The sequence below is a fragment of the Rhodococcus sp. NPDC003382 genome (assembly GCF_053589135.1).
In genome coordinates this window covers 56,910-78,602 of the sequence record NZ_JBSFRH010000007.1, presented here as the reverse complement: position 1 = coordinate 78,602, position 21,693 = coordinate 56,910, and the positions used below count along the sequence as shown (strand labels likewise).

Sequence of the window (21,693 nt, the reverse complement as noted above, 5' to 3'; positions counted from 1 at the left end):
TGAGGAACATGCGCACGAGCACCCGGATCCCCGCGCTCGTCGCCGTCCTGCTGTGCGCGGTCACGCTCGTCCTCGGCTATCTCAACAAGGCACGTTGCGCCGGACCGCGTTTCGACGAGCTCGGCCGCACTCTGCGTTTCGAATCGGTCAAGGATGCCGACGTCTGCTACTCCGACATCCAGCAACTGTGGATCGGACGGGACATCAACCTGCACCGCTTCCCGTTCCTCGACGGCGCCATCACCGCCACCGGCCACCTCGTCGGCGGCACCGTCGAATATCCCGTGCTCAGCGGTGTGCTGATGTGGCTCGGGGCCGTCCCCGCCCACACCGATGCGGAATTCCTGTTCTGGTCGGCGATGCTGCTGGCACCGTTCGGTCTGCTCACCGCGTGGATGCTGGGCCGGCTCGCCGGCTGGGCCGCGCTGCTCTGGTCGGCGACGCCCCCGCTCGTGCTGTACGCCTTCCACAACTGGGACCTGCCCGTCGTCGCGACGACGGTGGGCGCGATCGCGATCGTCGCCACCCGACGCTGGTCGCTGCGTACCCGCGGGGTGCTCGCCGCGGTGCTGCTCGGCATCGGCTGCTGCCTGAAGCTCTATCCCGGGATCTTCCTGCTGACACTCGTCGCCTATGTCCTGACCCGCGGTGACCGCACCGATCGGGACCCGGCCGACCGCGCCGGAGCGGCTGCTCGCTTCGACGTGCGCGGTGCCGTAGCCGTGGCAGCCGCGGGTGCCGCGACCGTCGTCGCCGTCAACCTGCCGTTCGCGTTGCTCGGCTACCCGGGCTGGCGCGCGTCCTTCGAGTTCCAGAGCAACCGCGCGGCCGATTCGACGAGCAACTCGATCTGGTTCTGGGGACTGCGCCCGCTGCTGGGCGGCTACGAGGGCACCGAGGTCACCCCCGCCTACAACGGTCTCGTCTCCGTCCTGTCGCCGTTGCTGATCTGCGTGTCCTTCGCGGTGGCCCTGGCGATCGGCTGGCGTCGCTACCGGCGCGAGGGCACGTACCCGTGGATCGCGATCGGTGCGGCGATGCTGTGCGGGTTCCTGCTGCTGCACAAGGTGCATTCCCCGCAGTACACGCTGTGGTTGCTGCCCCTGCTGGTGCTCGTGCGCGTCCGGTGGTCGCTCGTCGCCGCGTACCTGGTCGCCGACGTCGCGATCGGCGTCGGCGTCTTCCTCTGGTTCGCCGCCACCGCCGGTCAGCGCGACATGACCACGGCGATGCTGCTCACCCACGTGGGCGTGTGGGGACGCGCGATCCTGCTGGCCGTACTCTTCGTCGTGTTCGCGCGCGCATCCCTGCGGATGCGTGCCCCCGCCCCGGCTCCCGAAAGGACCAGGCCGATGACGACCGCTGGACGTGCCCGATGAGCGAATCCTGGTACCGGCAACCCACTCTGGAAGGCACCCTCGTCCGCCTCGAGCCGCTCACCATGGAACATGCGCCGGGACTGCTGGCTGCCGTCGACGACGCCGAGGCGATCTTCCGGTGGACGTCGGTGATCATCGAGGAACTCGCCGACGCCGAAGCATTCGTGCGCGCCGCGCTCGACGACTCCGATCGCCTGCCGTACGCGATCGTCGACATCCGCACGAATTCGGTCGTGGGCACCACCTCCTACTACGGGATCGACCCCGCCCACCGGAAACTCGTCATCGGCTACACGTGGCTGTCGCGCGCCGCCCAGGGCACCGGCGTCAATGCGGAATCGAAACTGCTGTTGCTCCGCCGCGCCTTCGAGGAGCTCGGCGCGGTGCGCGTCGAGTGGCACACCGACGAACGCAACGCGCACTCGCGCGGGGCCATCGCCAAACTCGGCGCCGAATTCGAGGGACTGCTGCGCAAGCACCGTCGCCGGCGCGACGGCAGCTGGCGGACCACCGCGCTGTTCTCCATGACGGACGACGACTGGCCGCTCGCCCGCGCTCGCCTCGAGGCGCGGGTCGCCGACAGTTCCGCACAACCCTGAACACCGGGCGAGGACCACGACCGTGCACGCCGCGCTGAGCAGGCTCGCCGCCCCCGCCGGGGTGGCGGCCCTGTCCGCGTGCGTGTGCGCCGCCGTGGTGTGGGCCGACCCCACCACGCCGGGCGGACCGATCCCGCCGTGCCCCACCCGCGCCCTGTTCGGACTCTGGTGCCCCGGCTGCGGTTCGTCCCGCATGTTGTATTCGCTTCTGCATCTGGATGTTCCGTCGGCGCTGCGGTACAACGCCGTCGGTGTGCTCGCGGTGGTGGTTCTGCTGTGGTCGTTCGCGGTGTGGACCGTGGGACGGGCCCGCGACCGCCGCTACGTCCAGTGGTACCAGTGGCGACGGTCCCCACAGATCGTGCTGGTGGTCGTCTTGTGCTGGTTCGTGATTCGCAACATCCCCGTGGGGCCTTTCGCGTCCCTCCGGATATGAGCCTCCCGGCGGAACTCCGGCACCGGCCCGCATACTGCGAATTCGCGCCCGGGCTGGTTCAATTCACGCACCGGGTCCGGATCGGACCGGATACCCGGCCGACGAGCGAGGACCGACGTGAACCAGTATCCGCAGTACCCGCCGAACGATCCACAGGGGTACTACCCCCCGGCCGCACCCGCGGGCTACGGCTACGGGCAGTACCCGGCCGGCCCGCAGTTCGGGCCGCCGCCCGAGAACAACATGGTCTGGGCCATTCTGGCCACGGTGTTGTGCTGCCTGCCCCTCGGTATCGTGTCGATCATCAAGGCCAATCAGGTCAATACGCTGTGGGCACACGGGCAATTCGACGCCGCCCGCAAGTCCGCCGCCGATGCCAGGAAGCTCGCGATCTGGTCTGCGGTGGCGTTCGTCTCGATGTGGGTTCTGGTCTTCCTGTACTGGGTGGTCATGTTCGCCATCGTCGCCTCGTCGGGCTACTGACCGTCGCGAAACCCGAATCACTCCTGTGACTGCCGGGTCGCCGACCGCAACCCGGCAGTCACAGGGCTCATTGCCCGGCGCACGGATTCCGGTAGGGGACACCAGGGAGGTACCGCTCCCACTCGTCCTCTGTGATCGCGGATCCGGCGTTCTCACACACCCGGTCCGTCGCGGCCTCGGTGTCGGTGGTCCACAGTCGCACCAGCCGGTCCGGTCCACCCCCGGCGAGGATCTCGCCGTCGTGCGCCCACGTGGCGTCGTTGACCCGTGTCCCGGACGCGGACAGTACGGCGTAGGCCGCAGGGTGTTCCGCATCCTGCACATCCCAGAGCCATGCCGCGCCACCGCCGACCCCGGCGGCGAGCCGATCGCCGGACGGTGAGAACTGCAGCGAATACACCGCATCCGCCGGCCCCGTGATCCGAGCCCGATCGCGCGGCGCAGTGCGATCGGTGACGTCCCACAACCGGATGCTGCGATCGGCGCTGCCCGCGGCGAGCGTCGCACCGTCGGGCGTGAATGCGACCGCCTGCGCCTGACTGTCGAATCCACCGACGGTCGACAGCAGGGTCGGTTCCGACGACCCGGCGGTCGCCCACAGTTCGACCTCGCCATCCGCGGTCGGCACCGCCAGGGTGCCGTCCGGGGCGAAGGCCATCATCTGCGGATAGTTTCCGGCCGTGAAGGTTCCGATCGTCCGCGGCGCGTTCCGGTCCGTCACGTCCACCAGCGCGACCGTCGCATCGTCCTGCGCGGACACCGCCATCCGGTGCCCCTCGTGGTCGAAGGCGACCACGCCGACCATTCCCGCCACCACGGGCGGCGTCGATCCCAGCGATCGGGGCGCGGTGGGTTCGGTGAGATCGAACAGTGCCACCGCACCCGACACCGTTCCGACGGCGGCCAGGTCGGCGTCGCTCGTGATCGCCGCCGCCCCGGTCTGCACTCCCGGTTCCACGACCAGTTCGGGCAGCGGACGCGGTCTGCGCAGATCGTCGATGTCCCACAACGGAATTCCGCCCGCGCGACCACCTGCCCCGGCGAGCAGCAGGGTGCCGTCCCCGATCGGGTTGACATACACCGTGTCGCGCGCGCCGGGCAGTGCCGGGCCGGGCAGCGGCCACCATCGGGTGACGCCGTCGAGCGCACCGGTGAGGATCGCCGATCCGTCGGGGGAGAAGCGCACGGAGGTAACGGGGTTCGCGCCGGGCAACATCTCCACCGGTTCGCCGTCGGCGGCCCGCCAGATCTGCACCGTGTTGTCGGAGCTTCCGGCCGCCACCCATGTTCCGGTGGAGTCGAAGGCGACATCGTTGACGTAACTGGAGAATCCGGTCAGCGGCGGCAAGGGAACCGGCGGCGCGTCGTCGGCCAGCGACCACCGGGCCACCTCGCGCCGGGTCGTTCCGGACGCCAAGGTGCGACCGTCCGGCGAGAACGTGGCGCTCAGGTGGTGCACCGTCGAGCCGTCCGGTGGCAGATCGAAGCGCGGCGTCATCGCCGTATCCCATCCGCTCGTGTCCCACAACCGCATCGATGCCTGGCGCCCGAGCGTCGCCAGGGTTCTCCCGTCCGGGGAGAAGGCGACGAATGCCGTTCCAGCACCGGGATGTTCGAGTTCGGGAAGCGCCGTGACGGCAGCGCCATCGATGTTCCAGCGCAACACGTGGCCGGTGGCGTCGCCGGCGGCCAGCCGAGTGCCGGTGGGATCGAACGCGAATCCGTAGATCACTCGATCGGTGTCCGTCAGCTCGGTCACGACCCGCGGGTTTGCGGGATCACGCACGTCCCACAGCCGTGCGCCGCCCTGCCCCCCGACGGCCAGGGTGCTTCCGTCCGGTCCGAACTCGAGTGCGTACAACGCGCCGTCCACCGTGGCCGGCAACTCGGCCACCGGTGTCACGGCGGGCCGCCCGCCGATGACCGGAAACAGACGCACCACGCCGTCGCTGCCGGCGGAGGCGACGATCCGGGCATCGGGATCCACCCGCGCGACCGATCCTCCTTCCGGTCCGGCGATCCGGGTCGGCGCATGCACGGCCGTCGCGTCCAGCAATGCGGACCGGGCCTCGAGGGTGTCGCTGACCTGATAACCGGCGGCCGCGAGCTGCGACGCCAGCGCGGGATCGTCGTCGCGCAACTGCGCGGACACCGTTGCGATCTGCCGGGACATCGCTTCGTCGCGTGCCGATTGCGCCTGGGCCCGTTCCCCGTTCGCCTGTAACCCCGCGGCGACCGCGGCCGTCACCGCGACCACGGACACGACGGCCAGGGCACCGACGAGCCGCCGCAACATCCGGGTGCGGCGTTGCTCGTCGCGGACGGTCAGGTCGCGGTGGTGAAGGCTGGCGTCGACGAACTCCAACTCCAGGGAATTGAGCGCGTCCCGCCGATCGTCGTCGACCCATTCCTCGAACAGCTCGAGCCGCCCTCCGGTGAGGAGCGCCCCGGTGTCGCGTCCGCTGTCCTGCCACACCTGCGCGGCGCGGGTCAGGCGGCGGTGCACCCCGAGACCGACCCGGTCCGAGTCGATCCACTCACGCAGCCGATCCCAGGCGGTGAGCAGCACTTCGTGGGAGAGCTGCACGGTGTCCTCGTCGACGGTGAGCAACCGCCGCGCGGCGAAACGGTCGACGACCGAGGTGACATCGGCGGTGTCCCCGATCGCGAGCTCGCTCCACGGTGTGCGGCGGCGGGTCTGCGTGTCGTCGTCGACGTTGACCAACCGCAGGAAGATCCGCCGGGCGAGCACCTGCTGCTCCGGGGCCAGTTCCGCGTAGACCTCCTCGGCGCTCTTCTGCACGGCGCCGGAGACACCACCGGTGGCCAGGTAGTCGGCGACCGTGAGGGTGCGGCGACGGGCCCGCTGCCAGGTGCCGAGCAGCGCGTGCGAGAGCAACGGCAACGTGCCCGGATCGGTCGCCGTACGGGTGGTGCGCGGAGTGAGGTCGGCGAGGAGAACACGGACGAGTTCGTCGGGCACGGTGGCACCGGCCTTCTCGGCCGGGGCGACGATGACCTTCTCCAGGTCCGTGTCGGTCAGCGGTCCGACGACGAGCGGACCCGCCGCGAGGATCGGCACGAGCACCGGTTCGCGCGCGGCAGCAGGGTAGAAGTCCGCGCGCAACCCGAGCACCACCACGACGTCGGGGCCGACGGCGGCCAGCCGGGTGAGGACCGTCGCGCGGTCGTCGGGCCCGCAGTGGGTCCACAGTTCCTCGAACTGATCGACGACGAGCAGCGCGGGTCCGGTCTCGGTCAGCGCGGCGACCAGCGCGCTCACCCCGATACCCGCAGGGGTCACGACGGTGCGCCGCCACTCCGGAAACGCCTCGGCGACGGAGGCGGCCAGGCCGGCGCGCAGCAGTGAGGACTTCCCGGCCCCGGACGGTCCGATGACGAAGAGCACCCGGCCGGCGGCACCGGTGCTCGCGGCCCGCACGCGAGCGAGCAGTTCGGCGGTGAGGTCGTCGCGCCCGAAGAACCATGGGGCGTCCTCTTCCCCGAACGGTGCCAGTCCCCGGTACGGGACAACCGACTTGTCGGCCCGGCGGATCGCGGCTTGCCGGGCCCGTCCGGCGGCGGCCTGCCAGGCGGCCACTTCCGCCTCGTCGTCGACCCCGCACGCGGCGAGCACCGCGGTCAGGGCGGCACTGCTCGCTTTCGTCGGCAGGTGCTGGCCGGCGAACCATCCGGCGACCGTGCCGTGCTGTGCCCCGGATGCGGCGACGACGTCGCGCACGGACAGTCCGGCCCGGGTGCGGAGCTCGGTCAGTGCCTCGGCGAACTGCGTTCTGGCGCCGATCCGTTCGGGATCCAGCGGCTCCGTGCTCTGGTGCGGCATCTATGCCCTTTCGTATCGGTGCAGGTAGAAGACGTTCTGCCGTACGGATTCCGTATCGAACCGTTCGGTGTACTTCTGACCGTGCCCGGGTGGCGGCGAGGATGGATTCCGGCGCGCTCGCGCCGTTCCCTTTCCCGGCGTTCTCGCGCCGCACCCCGTTTCGGCTTCTTCCGGAAGGAGCTCCATGACTGCGCCCCAACCCGTGACCCGGATCCGTTCGTCCCTGGTACGTCGACCGCTGTTGAGCGCCCGCGAGGTGGAGGTGTTGCTGACCTGGCTGTCGTCGGATTCGAAATCTCGCGCGGCGCAGGAGTTGTTCGTCTCGGAATCGACGCTCAACACCCACATCACGCGGATCCGTTCGAAGTACGCGTCGGTGGGACGCAGCGCACCCACGAAGGCCGCGTTGTTCGCGCGGGCCCTGCAGGACGGTCTGACGACGCTCGACGAGTGGTAGCCGACTACAACTCGTCGAGGGTGACGAGGCCGTCCTGCAGGGCCCGAGCGGTGAGCGCGGCCTTGGTACCGGCATTCCGGCCCACCGCAGCGTATTTCTCCCGAATCCGGGCCAGATGCGTGTTGACGGTGGCGACGGAGATGAACAGCTCGGCGGCGACTTCGGTCTTCGAATCGGATCGGAGCCAGCCGCGGAGAACCTCGACTTCACGAGGGGACAGCGCCGGGCGGGTCGGTTCGGGGTTTACGGCAGCAACCGACCACGAAACATCAGCTGACACGGGATCCTCCTCGATCGGCCCACCGCCGCAGGTCCCCCGACCTTCCGAAAAGTGATGCTCGGGATAATAACGGTTACGGACCGACGAGGCCGTCCGACGACTGCAAGGGAATCGTCACAGAGCGCAAACGTAACGTCGCGCCGACGTCATGCCACGCGCAGGGATTTCAACGCCGCGTGCTGTTCCAGCCGGACCCGGCCGGGGCTGATGCTCAACACCGCCGCGGTCTGTTCGGGATCCAGCCCGACGATCGTGCGCATGATCAGCACTTCCCGGCGCAACTGCACCGCCGTGTCCGTGGATACCGAATCGACGGCACGGGATGCGATCTCGTAGACGAGGGTGGCGAAGTTCCGATTCGCACCCGTGGGGGAGGAGAGTTCGGCGAGCACGGTCCGGCATGCGTCGAGAGCGATCCGGTCGGCTTCGGCGAAGGGGATACCACCGTCGTGGGCCCGGGCGCGGCAATAGCCCACCACCCGCGGGTGCAGCACACGCAACAAGGCCGGGATCGCGGACGAGTCGCCACGAGCAACAGCCCACGCGAGTTCACACGGAACCGATCCGGTCGTCGCCTGCCCCGACGAGCCGCGGTGATTCGCAGCCACAGCGCCTCCTCACGTCCCCGTCGAGACTAGGTCGAGGCACCGACAGTCCGCGTCGTCCCATCGGATGACTTCGTGGGTGATTCGCGGCCGTCCCGGGGGCGCAGCACCTTCGGCCACCAGCGCGGGAAGTCGTCCGGGGCCTGATCGACGACCCCACCGACCGGGTCGTCGACGAACCCGTAACGCACGAGATCCTCGGCGGGTCTCCGGATCTGCCGGATCACCGCGACGCACAGCGCCAGCACCGCCAGGTCCCGGATCAGGACGGTGACGGTGAACCACTGTTCGGGCAGTCCCTTCTCCGCAGGACCGAGGTAGTAGTACATGCGCGGCACCCACACGAGCGCATCGATCGTCATCCACGCGAGCAGCGCCCGGCGATGAGGCAGCGCGAGCACCGCGAGCGGCACCAGCCACAGCGAATACTGCGGACTCCACACCTTGTTGGTGAGCAGGAACGCCGCGACCACGAGGAAACACAACTGGGCCAGCCGGGGCCGGCGCGCGGCGGTCAGGGCGAGCCACGCGATCGCCGCGCACGCGGCCGCGAACAACAGCAGCGACACCAGGTTCGACGTCTCCGGATCCCACCCGGACCACGTGGTGAGGGAACGCACCACGTTGTAGATCGAATCGGGATCGACGCCGCGTTCGGTGTTGAGACGGAAGAACTCGGCCCATCCGCGCGGGAACAGCAGCATGATCGGCAGATTCACGACCAGCCACGCCGCCGCAGCCGCCGCCGCGGTCCGGCCGAAGGCACGCATCTTGCCCGCGCGCAGACACAGCAGGAACAGCGGGCCCAGCAGCAGCAGCGGATACAGCTTGGTGGCGCCGCCGAGGCCGAGGAGAACACCGGCCAGCACCGGCCGGCGTCGCGCCCAGGCGAGCAGACCACCGGCAGCGCACGCGGTGGCGAGTGCGTCGAAGTTGGTGAACGCGTGCACGATCACCAGCGGGGACGCCGCGACGAGCGCGGCATCCCAGATCCGGCGGCCGGCGGACAGCGCCGTCGCCCACACCGTCACCAGCCATGCCATGGCCGAGCCGAGCGCGACGACGTTGAAGTAGATCGCCACCTGCAGGCCGCCGGGCAGCCACGACGCGGAATCCCACGCCTTCGCGACCCGCATCGACACGTACTGGTACAGCCCGGCGACCACCGGGTATTCCATGTAGCGGACCTGCGTGCCGCCGTCCGGTGCGGGTTCCTCCCACGACGTCGCGTACGGAAACGCGCCTTCGTTGAGGCGTTCGGCGCCGTACAACGGCACCACGTCCGAGTAGCACATCGCGACGTACTGGCGGTTGCCTCGCCAGTCGAGTCCCAGTTCACCGTTCGGTCCGATCGGCGCCTGCTGGATGCAGGCGGCCTTGGTGAACCAGCCGAAGGACAGGAACACCACGGCCAGAAGCAGCAGCACCCGCAGCGGGGTGAAGAAGCGGGTGCGGCCGAGCAGCGCGTACCGGCCGACCGGCCCACCGATCGCGGTGGACAGGCGCGACACCATCGGATCGTTCCATCCGGGGGTGTCGCGCCAGTCCGCCGAGCGGAGGTCGGGTGCGAGCGGTGCCGGCGACACGACCCTCGTCTTCGCGCCCGCGGGCCTGCCGGTCGCCTCCTTGTCGCTCACGGAGGCGAGGTTACCTGCCGGGTACTGCTCCGCCGGGTTGCTGCTGGCCGGCCTGTCCGCCCGGAGCCGGAACCGCTTCCTCCACGGACGGTTCCGTTCCCTGCTCGTCGCCCGAATCCTCCTCGGTTCCGAAACCGGGTGAGTCCTCTTCCGGGGTCGTCTCCGTCTCCCGGCCGGGCCGCTGCGGAGTGGTGGTCGGCTGTTGCGCCACCCCCGGCAGCTGAATGGTCACGCCCGGCAGAATCTCGACGTCGCGCGTCGTGATCTCGGGGATCTCCGGCAACGACGGAATCGTGCGGCTCGTCTCCGGGGCCTTGGTGGTCGTCGGCACAGCCGTGACCTCGGCCGTGAAGGCGGGCACACCGGACACGCCGGCGATGGCGCCCGGGGTCGGGAACTTCTCGACGTCCGTGCCCTCGAGAGCGCCGTCCATCGTCGCCTTCCAGATGTCGGACGGCAGACCGGAACCGTAGATCATGCCGCCCCAGCTGTTCTCCAGCGGCAGGCCCTGTTCGGTGCCGACCCACACCGCCGTCGACAGCGACGGGGTGTACCCGACCATCCAGGCGTCCTTGTTGGAACCGGTGTCGCCGAGCTGTGCGGTGCCCGTCTTCGCCGCCGACGGACGTCCGCCCGCGAGAGCGTGCCCGTTGGAGTACGCGGCGATCGGCTGCATGGCGGCGGTGGTGTTGTCGGCGACCGCGTCGTCGACGACCTTCTCACCGGTGGGTGAGCCGCGGTCGAGTAGCACGCTGCCGTCGGCGGTGACGACCTTCTGCACGAAGTACGGCTCGTGGTAGGTGCCGGACGCGGCGAGGGTCGCGTACGCGGAGGCCATGTCGAGGACGCGGGACTGGTACTGGCCGAGGACGATGCCGTAGTTCGGGCCGGCGCCGTCCGGTTCCGTGAGGGTTTCCCCGACACCGGGGATCTCCTTGGGGATGCCGAGCTTGTGCGCCATGTCCGCGATGGCCTGCGGACCGTTGTCCATCGACAGCATCATCCGGTAGAAGCTGGTGTTCAGCGACCGCTTCAACGCCTCGGCGATGGTGCACTGGCCGCACTGCTCACCCTCGACGTTGCCGATCTTGATGCCGTTCACGGTCAGCGGGCCGCTGTCGTAGGTCGTCGACAGGGGCTTGCCCTGCTCGAGGTTCGCGGCCAGGCCGAACACCTTGAACGACGAACCGGTCTGCAGGCCGGACTGTGCGAAGTCGAACCCGATGCCGCTTTCGCCGCCGTAGTACGCGCGGACGGCACCGGTGTGCGGGTCGACGGACACGACGGCGGTGCGCAGTTCCTCCGGTTCACCCTCCATCGTCGAGCGGACCGCGTCCAGGGCCGCTTCCTGTGCCTGCGGGTCGATGGTCGTGGTGATCTCGAGGCCCTCGGTGTTGAGGAGCTTCTCGTCGATGCCTTCCGCGGACAGCTCCTGCAGCACCTGGTTCTTCAGGAGTCCTTCGGGACCCGAGGATTCGTCTCCGTTGTCCAGTTCGGCGAGCGGCACGTACGCGGGGTACTTCATGCCGGCGCGATCCTGGGCGTTGAGGGTTCCGGCCGTCACCATGCCGTCGAGCACGTAGTTCCAGCGAGCCTCGGCACCCTCCGGGTTCTGCTCCGGGTCCAGCAGCGACGGCAGCTGGATCGACGACGCCAGCACCGCACCTTCCTCGACGGTCAGCGCGCCGACCGGCTTGCCGAAGTAGGCGTTGGACGCCGCGGCGATGCCGTACGCACCGCGACCGAAGTAGATGGTGTTCAGATAGGCGGCGAGGATGTCGTCCTTCGACCACTGGTTGGCCATCTTCGACGACAGCACCAGCTCCTTCATCTTTCGGGTGAGCGTGCGCTCCGACCCGACGAGGGCGGTCTTGACGTACTGCTGGGTGATGGTCGAGCCACCACCCGCGCTCTCACGGCCGAGGATGTTGTCGCGAGCCGCGCGCGCGAAGCCGGTGACCGAGAAGCCCGGGTTGGTGTAGAAGTCGCGGTCCTCGGCGGCGAGCACGGCGTTGCGGACGTGCTCGGGGATCTCGTCGAGCCGGACCTCGGTGCGGTTTCCTTCGGGCGGGATCACCTTCGTGATGACCGTCGAGCCGTCGGACGCGTAGATCGTGGCGACCTGATTGGTCTTGAGGTCGCCGGGCCGGGGCACGTCCTGGACGACGTAGGCGACCATGAACGTGAGAATCGGAACGATCAGGCCGAGCGCGACCGCCACGTAACCGATGCGCCGGATGGTGCGCCACCGGGACGACTTGCCGCCCTTGCCGCCACCGCTGTTTCCGCCGCCACCGCCGCGGGCGGTCGGGGGCGGAGTCGGCGGACGTCCACCCGGCGGGGTACCTGCGGGGCGTGACGGAGGCTGCCGGTTGGCGGCCACGGCCTGCCGGGCCTGATCCTGCGGGATCCGTACGGTCGGGTCGGCCTGGGGCCGGGCCCCTTCCTGCGGGATCCGTACGGTTGGGTCGGCCTGAGGCCGGCCGCCGGCGGGCTGCTGGGGACCCGTCTGTGCACGGTTCGGCGGCGCGGCGGCGAACTGCTGGGGACGCTGCTGCGGCATCGGTCCGCTGCGCGGGTTCTGTTGGGGCATGGGTCCGCTGCGGGGGTTCTGCTGGGGAACCGGTCCGCTGCGCGGATTCTGCTGCGGAATCGGCCCGCTCCGCGGAGACTGCTGGGGACGCTGAGGCCCCTGCGGATATTGGGGGCCCTGCGGTTGCTGCGGGCCCTGCTGCTGCGGTTGCTGCGGATTCCGGGGCATCGGGTTCCGCATCGGCGGCGGTCCCGGCGGGCCCCCGGCGCGCGGGCCGGGTTGCCCCTGCGGACCCGGCCGGCCCTGCTGACCCGGATAGGGCTGCGGAGGGTACGGCCGGCCCTGGCCGGGCTGCGGCGGCAGCGGCCGGTCCTGGGCGGATCCCCCGACCGGTCCCGGTCCCGGGACCCGCTGCTGGCGCGGATCGGCAGGGCCGGTCCGGCGCGGCGGGGTGGACCGATCGACCTGTGGATCGTTGTCAGGGGAATTCACGTACTCATCTCCAACTGGTTGCGCGGACGCGGTACGACACGTCCTCGTTTCACGCCGGTGGGCACCCGACAACATCGTCGGGCCTCAACGGACAGCGTTACGTTCAGGCAGCGTTCGATCACGGGACCGGGCGTCCTCGTTCACTCGCTCGCGGTGCGACGGCTCTGCCCCGTCGACCGGCGTCGCGGCCGCGGCGGCGCAGGCTCGGCGCCGACGACATAGGACTGGACCAAATGGTTCCAACTGCAGGTGCGGCACACCTCGACCACGTGGACCGAGAACGCCTCCTGGCTGGCTGCCAGGCGGTCGAGTTCCTCGGCGGTGCGGGCGGAACCGGACACCTGGCCCAGTTTCTCGCCGAACACCCACGAAACGAGTGTGAGCTGCTCTTTCCTGCAGATCGGGCAGACGACTTCGCTGCCCTTCCCGTGGAACTTCGCGGCACGCAGCAGATAGGGACTGGCGTCGCAGACCTCCGCGACACCCCGTCGTCCCGAGTAGACCTCGGCGAGCAGCGACCGTCGCTGCAACGCGTAGTCCACCACCTGCCGCTGTGTTCGCACGCGTTCCAGAGTACGTGCGGGTGCTGTCGAAGTGGTCGGGGTGTGTGCTGCGTGACGGTTTCCCCGCGATCGTTCGGGACGAATTACTCTGCACCGGTGTCCACCCGACAGACGCCGCAGACCCGGGCCCGCGACATCGATCGCGTGAACACGTGCGCCCGGCTGGACCAGGCCTACGCCGACGGCCAGCTCGACGCATCCGAGCACCGCGAGTTCGTGGCCCGGGCACAGTCCGCGAAGACACTGCGTGAACTCGCCGACCTGGTCCGCGACCTGCAACCACCGGTGGAATCCGTCGAGGTCACCTCTCCTGCGGCCCGCTCGGGGCGTGGCCGGAAATCGGCCTGGGTCGTCGCGGCCGCAGCCGTCGCGATCGCGGTCGCCGTCGTGGTGGCGAACGGGAGCGATTCCCCCGAATCCGGATCGCCGGCGCTTGCGGGCGAGGCCGCGCCGGCCGATCCCCCAGGTCCGGCCGAATCGAGCGCGGTTGCGGCCGTCGAACCGGTGCGCCCGCTCCGGCCCGGCGGCTTCCAGCGCGTCGTCGACAGCTACCGCGCGGAATTCGGCGACACCATCGCGTACGAGGTCATCCTGTATCCCGAACGGGCGGCGGCGGGTCGTGCGCTGCCCGAGGCTCCCGACCGCATCGTGCCCTACACGTTCAAGGGTGGCTGGGAGCGGACGAACGTGCCGGCGTCGTCGCGTTTCCCCGGCTTTCGCGATTTCGATGCCGCCCTGGTCGATGCTGCGGCCCTGGACGACCTGATCGCCCGGGCCCCGGGATTGCTGGGCGCGCCGGAGGGCGTGGTGACCCACGTCATCGTCCGGGACGACGGCACGCCCACGACCAACATCTACGTCGACTACCGCAACGACCTGGGAAACGGGTATCTGAAGGCCGGTTTCGACGGATCCGTCCTGCGCGAATACCGCTGACTCCGCGTCGGCGCGACCGCTCGATCCGCGCGGCGACCGCGGCGCCGGTCGGGTTCCCGCACGCCTCGAACAGGCCGGTCCCCCCGACACATGTGGCAAACCTATCAGCGCGGAGTATCGTCGTATATATCGGTGCGATATAGTTCCGCGTCGTATCAAGTCGGTTTTGTCGGATCGGGAGAGTCGAGGAGGTAACCCCTGTGCTCGAACTGGCAATCCTCGGGCTGCTTCTCGAGTCCCCGATGCACGGTTACGAGCTACGCAAACGTCTGACCGGACTACTGGGCGCCTTCCGCGCCTTCTCCTACGGTTCCCTCTATCCGACGCTGCGCCGCATGCAGGCGGACGGCCTCATCGAGGAGGACTCCGGAGTTCCCGGCACCGTCAGGCGGGCCCGTCGCGTGTACCAATTGACGGACGCCGGTCGGGAACGTTTTTCCGAACTGGTCGCCGACACGGGACCGCAGAACTACACCGACGACGGATTCGGCGTGCACCTCGCCTTCTTCAGCCGCACTCCCGCCGAAGCGCGGATGCGGATTCTCGAGGGCAGACGCCGCCAAGTCGAGGAGCGCAGAGAAGGGCTCCGCGACGCAATCGGACGGGCAAGCGGCACTCTCGACCGCTACACCCGTCAGCTCCACCAGCTCGGTCTCGAATCCAGCGAACGCGAAGTCCGCTGGCTCAACGAACTGATCGCCGCCGAGCAGTCGACAGCACCCAGCAAGAAAGAAGGAGAACCCGACCATGGGTGAGAACAACACCTCGGTGCGCGTGGCCATTGTGGGCGTGGGGAACTGTGCCTCGTCCCTGGTCCAGGGCGTGCAGTACTACAAGGACGCGGACGAGACCTCGACCGTTCCCGGCCTGATGCATGTGAAGTTCGGTTCCTACCACGTGCGCGACGTCAAGTTCGTCGCCGCGTTCGACGTGGATGCCAAGAAGGTCGGCTTCGACCTGTCCGAGGCGATCCTGGCCTCGGAGAACAACACCATCAAGATCGCCGACGTCCCGCCGCTCGACGTCCCCGTCCAGCGCGGCCCGACCCTCGACGGCATCGGCAAGTACTACGCGCAGACCATCGAGCTGTCCGACGCCGAGCCCGTCGACGTCGTCCAGGCTCTCAAGGACGCGCAGGTGGATGTTCTCGTCTCCTACCTGCCGGTGGGCTCCGAGGAAGCCGACAAGTTCTACGCCCAGTGCGCCATCGACGCCGGGGTCGCGTTCGTCAACGCGCTGCCCGTGTTCATCGCTTCCGACCCGGAGTGGGCCGAGAAGTTCAAGGCGGCCGGTGTTCCGATCGTCGGCGACGACATCAAGAGCCAGGTCGGCGCGACCATCACCCACCGCGTGATGGCCAAGCTGTTCGAGGACCGCGGTGTCGTGCTGGATCGCACCTACCAGCTGAACGTCGGCGGCAACATGGACTTCAAGAACATGCTCGAGCGTGAGCGTCTGGAGTCGAAGAAGGTTTCCAAGACCCAGGCCGTGACCTCGAACCTCAACGGCCCGCTGGCCGGCAAGGTCCACGACCGCAACGTCCACATCGGCCCCTCGGACTACGTGGAGTGGCTCGACGACCGCAAGTGGGCATACGTCCGCCTCGAGGGTCGCGCGTTCGGTGACGCCCCGCTGAACCTCGAGTACAAGCTCGAGGTCTGGGACTCGCCGAACTCCGCCGGCATCATCATCGACGCCATCCGCGCCGCGAAGATCGCCAAGGACCGCGGCCTCGGTGGCCCGATCCTCCCGGCCTCGGCGTACCTGATGAAGTCCCCGCCGGTCCAGATGGCCGACGACAAGGCTCGCGCCGAGCTCGAGGCCTTCATCATCGAGGCCTGAGTCTCGAATCTCACCCGACGGCGGTGGGTCGGTCCGGATTTCTCCGGGCGACCCACCGCCGTCGGCGTGTTCCCGGCCGGGACGGAACGGGACGAACACTCACTTCCACGAAAGCTCCAGTCGCGGTAGAACACTCGACTAGGCTCGGGCCAGCGGCGGTGGGTGGACCCGGTATGCGCCGAAGGAGCGGTCATGGACACCTGGTGGACGGCACTGCAACTGCTCGCACCCGCGTTCTGGCTCGGGTCGGTGTTCGCGATCTCGTTCCTCGAGGCGCCGTTGAAGTTCCGCGCGCCCGGCGTCACGATCCCGATCGGCCTGGGCATCGGGCGCCTGGTGTTCCGGGCCCTCAACATCACCGAAGTGGTGATCCTCGTGGTGCTGTGGATCGCGATCCTCGCCGCCACGGCGGCCCCGACCACGGCGATGTGGTGGCTGCTCGGCACGGTCACGGTGGTGTTGCCGGTGCAGGTGCTCGGGGTGCGGCCGGCCCTGACGAGACGGTCGGATCAGGTGCTGGCCGGCGCCGAGCTGCCCCGCTCGCGTGCCCACTACGTGTACGTCGCACTCGAGGTGGTCAAGGTGCTCGCACTGGTTGCGTTGATCGCCGTGAGCACCGACGCGTTGCTGTCGTAACGACGCCGGGCAGCGGCACCGTCGGATCAGAGGCGGGCAGAAGCGTATCCGTGCGCCTCGGCGACCTCGGCGGACAGCAGTTCCCCTCGGTGCGTCGAAAGACCTTCCGCGAGGCCGGGATCCGCCGCTACAGCTTCTTCCCAACCCTTGTCCGCGAGGGCTACGACATAGGGGAGCGTCGCGTTGGTGAGCGCGAAGGTGGAGGTGCGGGGGACCGCGCCCGGCATGTTGGCGACGCAGTAGAACACCGAGTCGTGCACCCGGTAGGTCGGCTCGGCATGCGTCGTGGGCTTCGAGTCCTCGAAGCAACCGCCCTGGTCGATGGCGATGTCGACGAGCACCGATCCCGGCTTCATCCGGGACACCAGGTGATCGGACACCAGCTTCGGAGCCTTCGCACCGGGCACGAGGACCGCGCCGATCACCAGATCCGCATCGAGGACCGCCTGCTCGAGTTCCAGCGTGTTCGAGACGACGGTCTTGACCTGGCCGCCGTACAGGGCGTCGATCTCACGGAGGCGGGCGACGGACAGGTCGAGGACGGTGACGTCGGCGCGCATTCCGTGTGCGATCGCGATGGCGTTCTTGCCGGAGACACCGGCTCCGATGACGACGACCTTGGCCGGACGCACACCCGGAACACCACCCATCAGGACGCCGCGGCCACCGCCCTGGCTCATGAGGTGGTACGCACCGGCCTGCGGGGCCAGGCGGCCCGCAACCTCGCTCATCGGCGCGAGCAGCGGCAGCGAACCGTCCGCGGCCGTGACGGTTTCGTAGGCGATGGAGGTGGTTCCCGAGGCGAGGAGCGCGTCGGTGCACTCCTTGGAGGCGGCGAGGTGCAGATAGGTGAACAGCACCTGGTCCCGGCGCAGACGCGAGTACTCCTCGGCGATGGGCTCCTTGACCTTCAGCAGCAGATCGGCACCCTCCCAGACCTGGTCGGCGTCGGAAAGGATTTGTGCGCCTGCGGCTTTGAAGTCCGCGTCGGCGAACGACGAGCCGACACCGGCGCCGGTCTCGATGAGCACCTCGTGGCCGCGGTCGACCAGTTCGTGGACGCCGGCGGGGGTGATCGCCACCCGGTACTCGTGGTTCTTGATCTCGCGGGGGATACCTACTCGCATGTGAAGCTCCGATGATGGGGGTCGCGTCGGCGGCGTTGCCGGACTGCGTGGGATTGTCGGACTGTGTGAGGGAGAGCGTCGGGAAGGTGATCGCTCACCGAAAATGTTGAAGAAACTGCACAATCAGCACAAGAGATCCGAACATAATTCTCTAGAATCGGGATATGCCTGGCGACAATTCGAAGAACCCGGTCGTCGGGGACGCTCGATCGAACGATGTTCGGCCGGGCGTCACGATCGACGCCGTCGACCGGATCATCCTCGACGAGCTCTCACGGAATGCGCGAATACCCAACAACGCCCTGGCCGCTGCCGCCGGTATCGCCCCGTCGACCTGCCTGGGCCGTGTGCGGTCGCTCATCGAGCGGGGAGTGATCCGCGGTTTCCACGCCGAGATCGATCCCGCGGCCCTGGGACGGGACCTTCAGGCGATGATCGCGGTCCGTGTCCTGCCGGGCGCACGCCGACATCTCGGACAACTCGCCGAACAGCTCAACGATCTCGACGAAGTCCTCAACGTCTACTTCCTCGCCGGTGCCGACGACTACCTCATCCACGTCGCGACCTCGAACACGGACGCGCTGAGGCGCTTCGTCGAGCACCTCAGCGCAAACCCCGCCGTCGCCTCCACCGAGACCAGCCTGATCTTCGAGCACGTACGGCCGAGCCCGCGATCGGAGAACTCCCCATAGCCCGACGCACCGGGGCGGTGACGGGATCGATCGGATCCCGTCACCGCCCCGGGTGGTCTCGGATTCGTCAGGCCATGCGCCGCACGACCGCCATCGGCAGCATCTTCATCGCGTAGGCGATCGGCGTCCACGGCCACGCCGGGACGTACGCGTTGGCCGGTTCCTTCTCGATAGCCGCAGCCAGTGCCCGGCAACCGGTTTCGGTGTCGACGATGAACGGCACCTTCTTCACCTTCTCGTTGATCTCCGACCGGATGAAGCCGGGGAAGATCGTGCTGACGTCGATACCGGTCTGCGCGAGGTCCGCGCGCATGCCTTCGCCGAGCGACGCCACCGCCGCCTTCGACGCCGCGTAGGTGGTGAGGTTGCGGGGCATGCCGCGCACCGCACTCACCGACGAGATGAGCACCAGGTGACCGGCATTGCGCGGCCGGAACAGTTCGAGCGCCGCCTCGCTCTGGGCCAGCGCCCCCAGGAAGTTCGTGCGGGCGGTCGCGACGTTCGCGTGGAAGTAGCCCGTGCCCAACGGTTGTCCCTTGCCGAGACCGGCGTTGACGACGACCCGGTCCAGACCGCCGAGCTCGTCGTCGAACTCCCGAAAGACGCGGAAGACGTCGTCGTGCACGTCCACGTCGAGCGTGCGGATCGCGACGGTGATCTGCGGGTGTGCGGCGAGTAGTTCGTCGCGCAGTTCCTCGAGCCTGTCGGTGCGGCGGGCAGCCAGCGCCAGATTGCGCCCGCGCGCGGCGAATTCACGTGCCATGCCGCGACCGAGCCCTGAACTGGCGCCCGTGATGAGAATGTTCTTGCGTGTCGTGCCCCTGCCCACTTACTTCCCCTCCGCCTTGTCGATCAGTTCGTTGCAGCGGGCGTCCAGGTAGCCCACGATCATCCAGAAGTTCTCGAACATCGGGTTGGTCGTCTGCCCGTGGTGGAAGCGGTAGTAGATCTGCTGGGCGATCACCGCGAGCCGGAAGACCCCGAAGACTTCATAGAAGCTCCAGTTGCCGATCGGCAGACCGGTTCGCTCCCCGTAGTATTCGACGATCTCGCGACGGGTGAGCATGCCCGGCAGGTCCGTCGGTTGCAGCTTGGTGGCGAGCATCGTCGGATCGTCGTCGGCCTGCACCCAGTACGCGAGGGTCGACCCGAGATCCATCAGCGGATCGCCGACCGTGGCGAGTTCCCAGTCCAGCACGGCGCGCGGCGTCAGATCGTCGCCGAGAACGATGTTGTCGAGCTTGAAATCACCGTGGATCACCCGGGAAGCGACGTCGGCAGGCTGGTTGTCCGCCAGCCATTTCGTCACGCGCGCGAAGTCGGGGACGTTGTCGGTGCGGACGGCAGCGAACCGCTTGGTCCACCCCTCGACCTGGCGCGCCACATAGCCCGAACCGTGGCTCAGTTCGACGAGACCGGACGCTTCGGTGTCGACGCCGTGCAGCTCGATGAGCAGGTCGATCACGCGCAGGCACAGCTCCCGCGTCTTCTCCGGGGTGAGCCCGAGATCCGCGGACGTCGACCCCGGGCGCACGATGGTGCCCTCGACCCTCTCCATGACGTAGAAGTCGCTGCCGAGCACCGACGGGTCGGTGCACAGCCCGATCATCTTCGGCACGTGCGGATATACGGGGGCAAGCAACGATTGGATCCGGTACTCCCGGACCATGTCGTGCCCGGACTTCGGCTTTGTGCCGGCCGGAGGACGTCGCAGCACCAGGTCGCGATCTGGATACCGCAGAAGGTAGGTGAGATTGGATGCACCACCGGCGAATTGACGCACCTCGGGAATCCCGGTGATACCGGCGCGTTCGGTGAGCCACGCGGCGACGGCGGCGACGTCGAAGTTGTCCTCGTCGCGAACGGGCCGGGCGTTGTCGGGAAGGCTGCTCACGGGTCCCCCTCAGTTGTACTTGCCGAGTTCGAATCGGGCCACGAGACCCTGGTGCACCTCGTCCGGACCGTCCGCGAGCCGCAGTGCCCGCGCGGCCGTCCAGGCACCTGCGAGCGGGAAGTCCTCGGAAAGCCCTGCACCACCGTGGATCTGGATGGCGAAGTCGACGATCTGCTGGACGACGCGTGGGGTGGCGACCTTGATCTCGGACACCGCCGACCGGGCCCCGGCCAGGCCCTGGGTGTCGAGCAGCCAGGCGGTGTGCAGGACGAGCAGCCGCAGCTGGTTGATGGCGATGCGGGCGTCGGCGATGCGTTCGCGGTTGCCGCCGAGGTTGACCAGGGGCTTGCCGAACGAGACCCGCTCGAGGCCGCGGCGGCAGGCGAGTTCGAGGGTACGTTCGGCGAGACCGATCAGGCGCATACAGTGGTGGATGCGGCCGGGTCCGAGGCGCCCCTGCGCGATCTCGAATCCGCGGCCGGGCCCGGCGATGATCGCGTCCAGCGGCAGGCGCACATCGGTGAACGACACCTCGCCGTGGCCGCTCGGCTCGTCGTAGAAGCCCATCGTGGACAGCATCCGCTCGACCTTCACACCGGGGGTGTCGATCGGCACGAGCACCATCGAATGGCGTTGGTACTTGTGGGCTTCCGGGTCGGTGAGGCCCATGAAGATCAGGACCTTGCAGTCCGGATGCCCGACACCGGTGCTCCACCACTTGCGGCCGTTGAGGACGACCTCGTCACCCTCGACGACCGCGGTCGCGGCCATGTTGGTCGCGTCCGACGAGGCGACGGCGGGTTCGGTCATGCAGAACGCGGAGCGGATCTCGCCGTCGAGCAGCGGACGCAGCCAGCGGTCCTTCTGCTCGGCGCTGCCGTAGTGGTAGAGGACCTCCATGTTCCCGGTGTCGGGGGCGGAGCAGTTGAAGACCGCGGACGCGAACTGGGAGCGACCCATCTCCTCGGCCAGCGGTGCGTATTCGACGTTCGACAGACCGGCACCGAGCTCGGCGTCCGGGAGGAACAGATTCCACAGCCCCTGTTCCTTGGCCTTGCGCTGCAACTCCCGGAATTCGGGCGGCACCGACCAGGTGGCCGCCCCGGAGCTGTCGCCGCGCTGCGCGAACGGTGCGACGCGCGCCGCGTGCATCCGCTGTTCGAACGGTTCGACCTCGCTGGCGATGAAGGTTCGCAGACGTTCGAGGTTGTCGCGGGAACGTTCCGACTGTGCGAAATCCATGGGTTCCTCCGTCGAG

At 68.7% G+C, this 21,693-nt stretch carries 20 protein-coding genes; 10 read left to right on the top strand and 10 right to left on the bottom strand.

The window, feature by feature from the left end:
- Positions 1 to 8 precede the first annotated feature (8 nt).
- From ACWDUD_RS07370 to ACWDUD_RS07355, 4 genes are all read left to right on the top strand, one after another.
- Positions 9 to 1,379: a hypothetical protein gene (locus ACWDUD_RS07370; protein WP_450108887.1), complete on the top strand. Its 1,371-nt coding sequence runs from the start codon at positions 9 to 11 to the stop codon at positions 1,377 to 1,379.
- Positions 1,376 to 1,978, top strand: a complete 603-nt coding sequence (locus tag ACWDUD_RS07365) for a GNAT family N-acetyltransferase (RefSeq protein WP_248676078.1) — start codon at positions 1,376 to 1,378, stop codon at positions 1,976 to 1,978. The genes ACWDUD_RS07370 and ACWDUD_RS07365 overlap by 4 nt, the downstream gene beginning before the upstream one ends.
- A gap of 22 nt (positions 1,979 to 2,000) precedes the next feature.
- Positions 2,001 to 2,414: a DUF2752 domain-containing protein gene (locus ACWDUD_RS07360; RefSeq protein WP_450108886.1), complete on the top strand. Its 414-nt coding sequence runs from the start codon at positions 2,001 to 2,003 to the stop codon at positions 2,412 to 2,414.
- Positions 2,415 to 2,531: 117 nt separating this feature from the next.
- Positions 2,532 to 2,897 carry a CD225/dispanin family protein gene (locus tag ACWDUD_RS07355; protein ID WP_450108885.1) on the top strand — a complete coding sequence of 122 codons (366 nt, stop codon included), beginning with the start codon at positions 2,532 to 2,534 and terminating at the stop codon, positions 2,895 to 2,897.
- A 67-nt stretch (positions 2,898 to 2,964) separates the two neighbouring features.
- On the opposite strand, the gene ACWDUD_RS07350 is transcribed toward ACWDUD_RS07355, so the two are convergent.
- Positions 2,965 to 6,741, bottom strand: coding sequence for an nSTAND1 domain-containing NTPase (locus tag ACWDUD_RS07350; RefSeq protein WP_450108884.1), 3,777 nt, complete (start codon positions 6,739 to 6,741; stop codon positions 2,965 to 2,967).
- A 184-nt stretch (positions 6,742 to 6,925) separates the two neighbouring features.
- Here ACWDUD_RS07350 and ACWDUD_RS07345 point away from each other — a divergent pair, with 184 nt between their 5' ends.
- Entirely contained in the window at positions 6,926 to 7,198 is a 273-nt protein-coding gene (locus ACWDUD_RS07345; protein WP_450108883.1) for a LuxR C-terminal-related transcriptional regulator, read from the top strand.
- A 4-nt stretch (positions 7,199 to 7,202) separates the two neighbouring features.
- On the opposite strand, the gene ACWDUD_RS07340 is transcribed toward ACWDUD_RS07345, so the two are convergent.
- From ACWDUD_RS07340 to ACWDUD_RS07320, 5 genes are all read right to left on the bottom strand, one after another.
- Entirely contained in the window at positions 7,203 to 7,478 is a 276-nt protein-coding gene (locus tag ACWDUD_RS07340; protein WP_450108882.1) for a response regulator transcription factor, read from the bottom strand.
- 146 nt (positions 7,479 to 7,624) lie between these two features.
- A complete protein-coding gene (locus ACWDUD_RS07335) occupies positions 7,625 to 8,086 on the bottom strand; it encodes an RNA polymerase subunit sigma-24 (RefSeq protein ID WP_197250683.1) in 462 nt (153 codons plus the stop codon).
- 26 nt (positions 8,087 to 8,112) lie between these two features.
- Positions 8,113 to 9,720: a glycosyltransferase family 87 protein gene (locus ACWDUD_RS07330; RefSeq protein ID WP_450108881.1), complete on the bottom strand. Its 1,608-nt coding sequence runs from the start codon at positions 9,718 to 9,720 to the stop codon at positions 8,113 to 8,115.
- Between the two features lie 10 nt (positions 9,721 to 9,730).
- The gene (locus tag ACWDUD_RS07325) at positions 9,731 to 12,313 is read right to left on the bottom strand and encodes a transglycosylase domain-containing protein (protein WP_450108951.1); all 2,583 of its coding nucleotides are present in this window, start codon (positions 12,311 to 12,313) and stop codon (positions 9,731 to 9,733) included.
- A 572-nt stretch (positions 12,314 to 12,885) separates the two neighbouring features.
- Positions 12,886 to 13,308 (bottom strand): DUF5318 family protein, encoded by a 423-nt coding sequence (locus ACWDUD_RS07320; protein ID WP_197250682.1) that lies wholly within the window; start codon positions 13,306 to 13,308, stop codon positions 12,886 to 12,888.
- Positions 13,309 to 13,404: 96 nt separating this feature from the next.
- On the opposite strand from ACWDUD_RS07320, the gene ACWDUD_RS07315 reads away from it, so the two are divergent.
- The 4 genes from ACWDUD_RS07315 to ACWDUD_RS07300 all read left to right on the top strand — a co-directional run bounded on the left by ACWDUD_RS07315 (position 13,405) and on the right by ACWDUD_RS07300 (position 16,722).
- Positions 13,405 to 14,244, top strand: a complete 840-nt coding sequence (locus tag ACWDUD_RS07315; RefSeq protein WP_450108880.1) for a DUF1707 SHOCT-like domain-containing protein — start codon at positions 13,405 to 13,407, stop codon at positions 14,242 to 14,244.
- A gap of 200 nt (positions 14,245 to 14,444) precedes the next feature.
- Positions 14,445 to 14,999 (top strand): PadR family transcriptional regulator, encoded by a 555-nt coding sequence (locus tag ACWDUD_RS07310; RefSeq protein ID WP_197250680.1) that lies wholly within the window; start codon positions 14,445 to 14,447, stop codon positions 14,997 to 14,999.
- On the top strand, positions 14,992 to 16,086 hold the full coding sequence (locus ACWDUD_RS07305; RefSeq protein WP_197250679.1) for an inositol-3-phosphate synthase: 1,095 nt from the start codon (positions 14,992 to 14,994) through the stop codon (positions 16,084 to 16,086). The genes ACWDUD_RS07310 and ACWDUD_RS07305 overlap by 8 nt, the downstream gene beginning before the upstream one ends.
- 192 nt (positions 16,087 to 16,278) lie before the next feature.
- Positions 16,279 to 16,722: a hypothetical protein gene (locus tag ACWDUD_RS07300; protein ID WP_450108879.1), complete on the top strand. Its 444-nt coding sequence runs from the start codon at positions 16,279 to 16,281 to the stop codon at positions 16,720 to 16,722.
- Between the two features lie 26 nt (positions 16,723 to 16,748).
- On the opposite strand, the gene ald is transcribed toward ACWDUD_RS07300, so the two are convergent.
- On the bottom strand, positions 16,749 to 17,849 hold the full coding sequence (ald, locus tag ACWDUD_RS07295) for an alanine dehydrogenase (protein ID WP_450108878.1): 1,101 nt from the start codon (positions 17,847 to 17,849) through the stop codon (positions 16,749 to 16,751).
- A 164-nt stretch (positions 17,850 to 18,013) separates the two neighbouring features.
- On the opposite strand from ald, the gene ACWDUD_RS07290 reads away from it, so the two are divergent.
- Positions 18,014 to 18,541 carry an Lrp/AsnC family transcriptional regulator gene (locus ACWDUD_RS07290; protein WP_450108877.1) on the top strand — a complete coding sequence of 176 codons (528 nt, stop codon included), beginning with the start codon at positions 18,014 to 18,016 and terminating at the stop codon, positions 18,539 to 18,541.
- A gap of 67 nt (positions 18,542 to 18,608) precedes the next feature.
- On the opposite strand, the gene ACWDUD_RS07285 is transcribed toward ACWDUD_RS07290, so the two are convergent.
- The 3 genes from ACWDUD_RS07285 to ACWDUD_RS07275 are packed head-to-tail and all read right to left on the bottom strand — an operon-like array spanning position 18,609 to position 21,677.
- Positions 18,609 to 19,370: an SDR family oxidoreductase gene (locus ACWDUD_RS07285; protein ID WP_450108876.1), complete on the bottom strand. Its 762-nt coding sequence runs from the start codon at positions 19,368 to 19,370 to the stop codon at positions 18,609 to 18,611.
- Positions 19,371 to 20,435, bottom strand: coding sequence for a phosphotransferase family protein (locus ACWDUD_RS07280; RefSeq protein ID WP_450108875.1), 1,065 nt, complete (start codon positions 20,433 to 20,435; stop codon positions 19,371 to 19,373).
- A gap of 9 nt (positions 20,436 to 20,444) precedes the next feature.
- Positions 20,445 to 21,677, bottom strand: coding sequence for an acyl-CoA dehydrogenase family protein (locus tag ACWDUD_RS07275; protein WP_450108874.1), 1,233 nt, complete (start codon positions 21,675 to 21,677; stop codon positions 20,445 to 20,447).
- Between the last annotated feature and the right edge of the window lie 16 nt (positions 21,678 to 21,693).

Bases quoted from the DNA above. Each gene is read 5' to 3' on its own strand.
- ACWDUD_RS07370 (WP_450108887.1), top strand. From the start codon at position 9: ATGCGCACGAGCACCCGGATCCCCGCGCTCGTCGCCGTCCTGCTGTGC.
- ACWDUD_RS07365 (WP_248676078.1), top strand. From the start codon at position 1,376: ATGAGCGAATCCTGGTACCGGCAACCCACTCTGGAAGGCACCCTCGTC.
- ACWDUD_RS07350 (WP_450108884.1), bottom strand. From the start codon at position 6,741: ATGCCGCACCAGAGCACGGAGCCGCTGGATCCCGAACGGATCGGCGCC.
- ACWDUD_RS07345 (WP_450108883.1), top strand. From the start codon at position 6,926: ATGACTGCGCCCCAACCCGTGACCCGGATCCGTTCGTCCCTGGTACGT.
- ACWDUD_RS07325 (WP_450108951.1), bottom strand. From the start codon at position 12,313: ATGCCCCAACAGAACCCGCGCAGCGGACCGATGCCGCAGCAGCGTCCC.
- ACWDUD_RS07305 (WP_197250679.1), top strand. From the start codon at position 14,992: ATGGGTGAGAACAACACCTCGGTGCGCGTGGCCATTGTGGGCGTGGGG.
- ACWDUD_RS07300 (WP_450108879.1), top strand. From the start codon at position 16,279: ATGGACACCTGGTGGACGGCACTGCAACTGCTCGCACCCGCGTTCTGG.
- ald (WP_450108878.1), bottom strand. From the start codon at position 17,849: ATGCGAGTAGGTATCCCCCGCGAGATCAAGAACCACGAGTACCGGGTG.
- ACWDUD_RS07290 (WP_450108877.1), top strand. From the start codon at position 18,014: ATGCCTGGCGACAATTCGAAGAACCCGGTCGTCGGGGACGCTCGATCG.
- ACWDUD_RS07275 (WP_450108874.1), bottom strand. From the start codon at position 21,677: ATGGATTTCGCACAGTCGGAACGTTCCCGCGACAACCTCGAACGTCTG.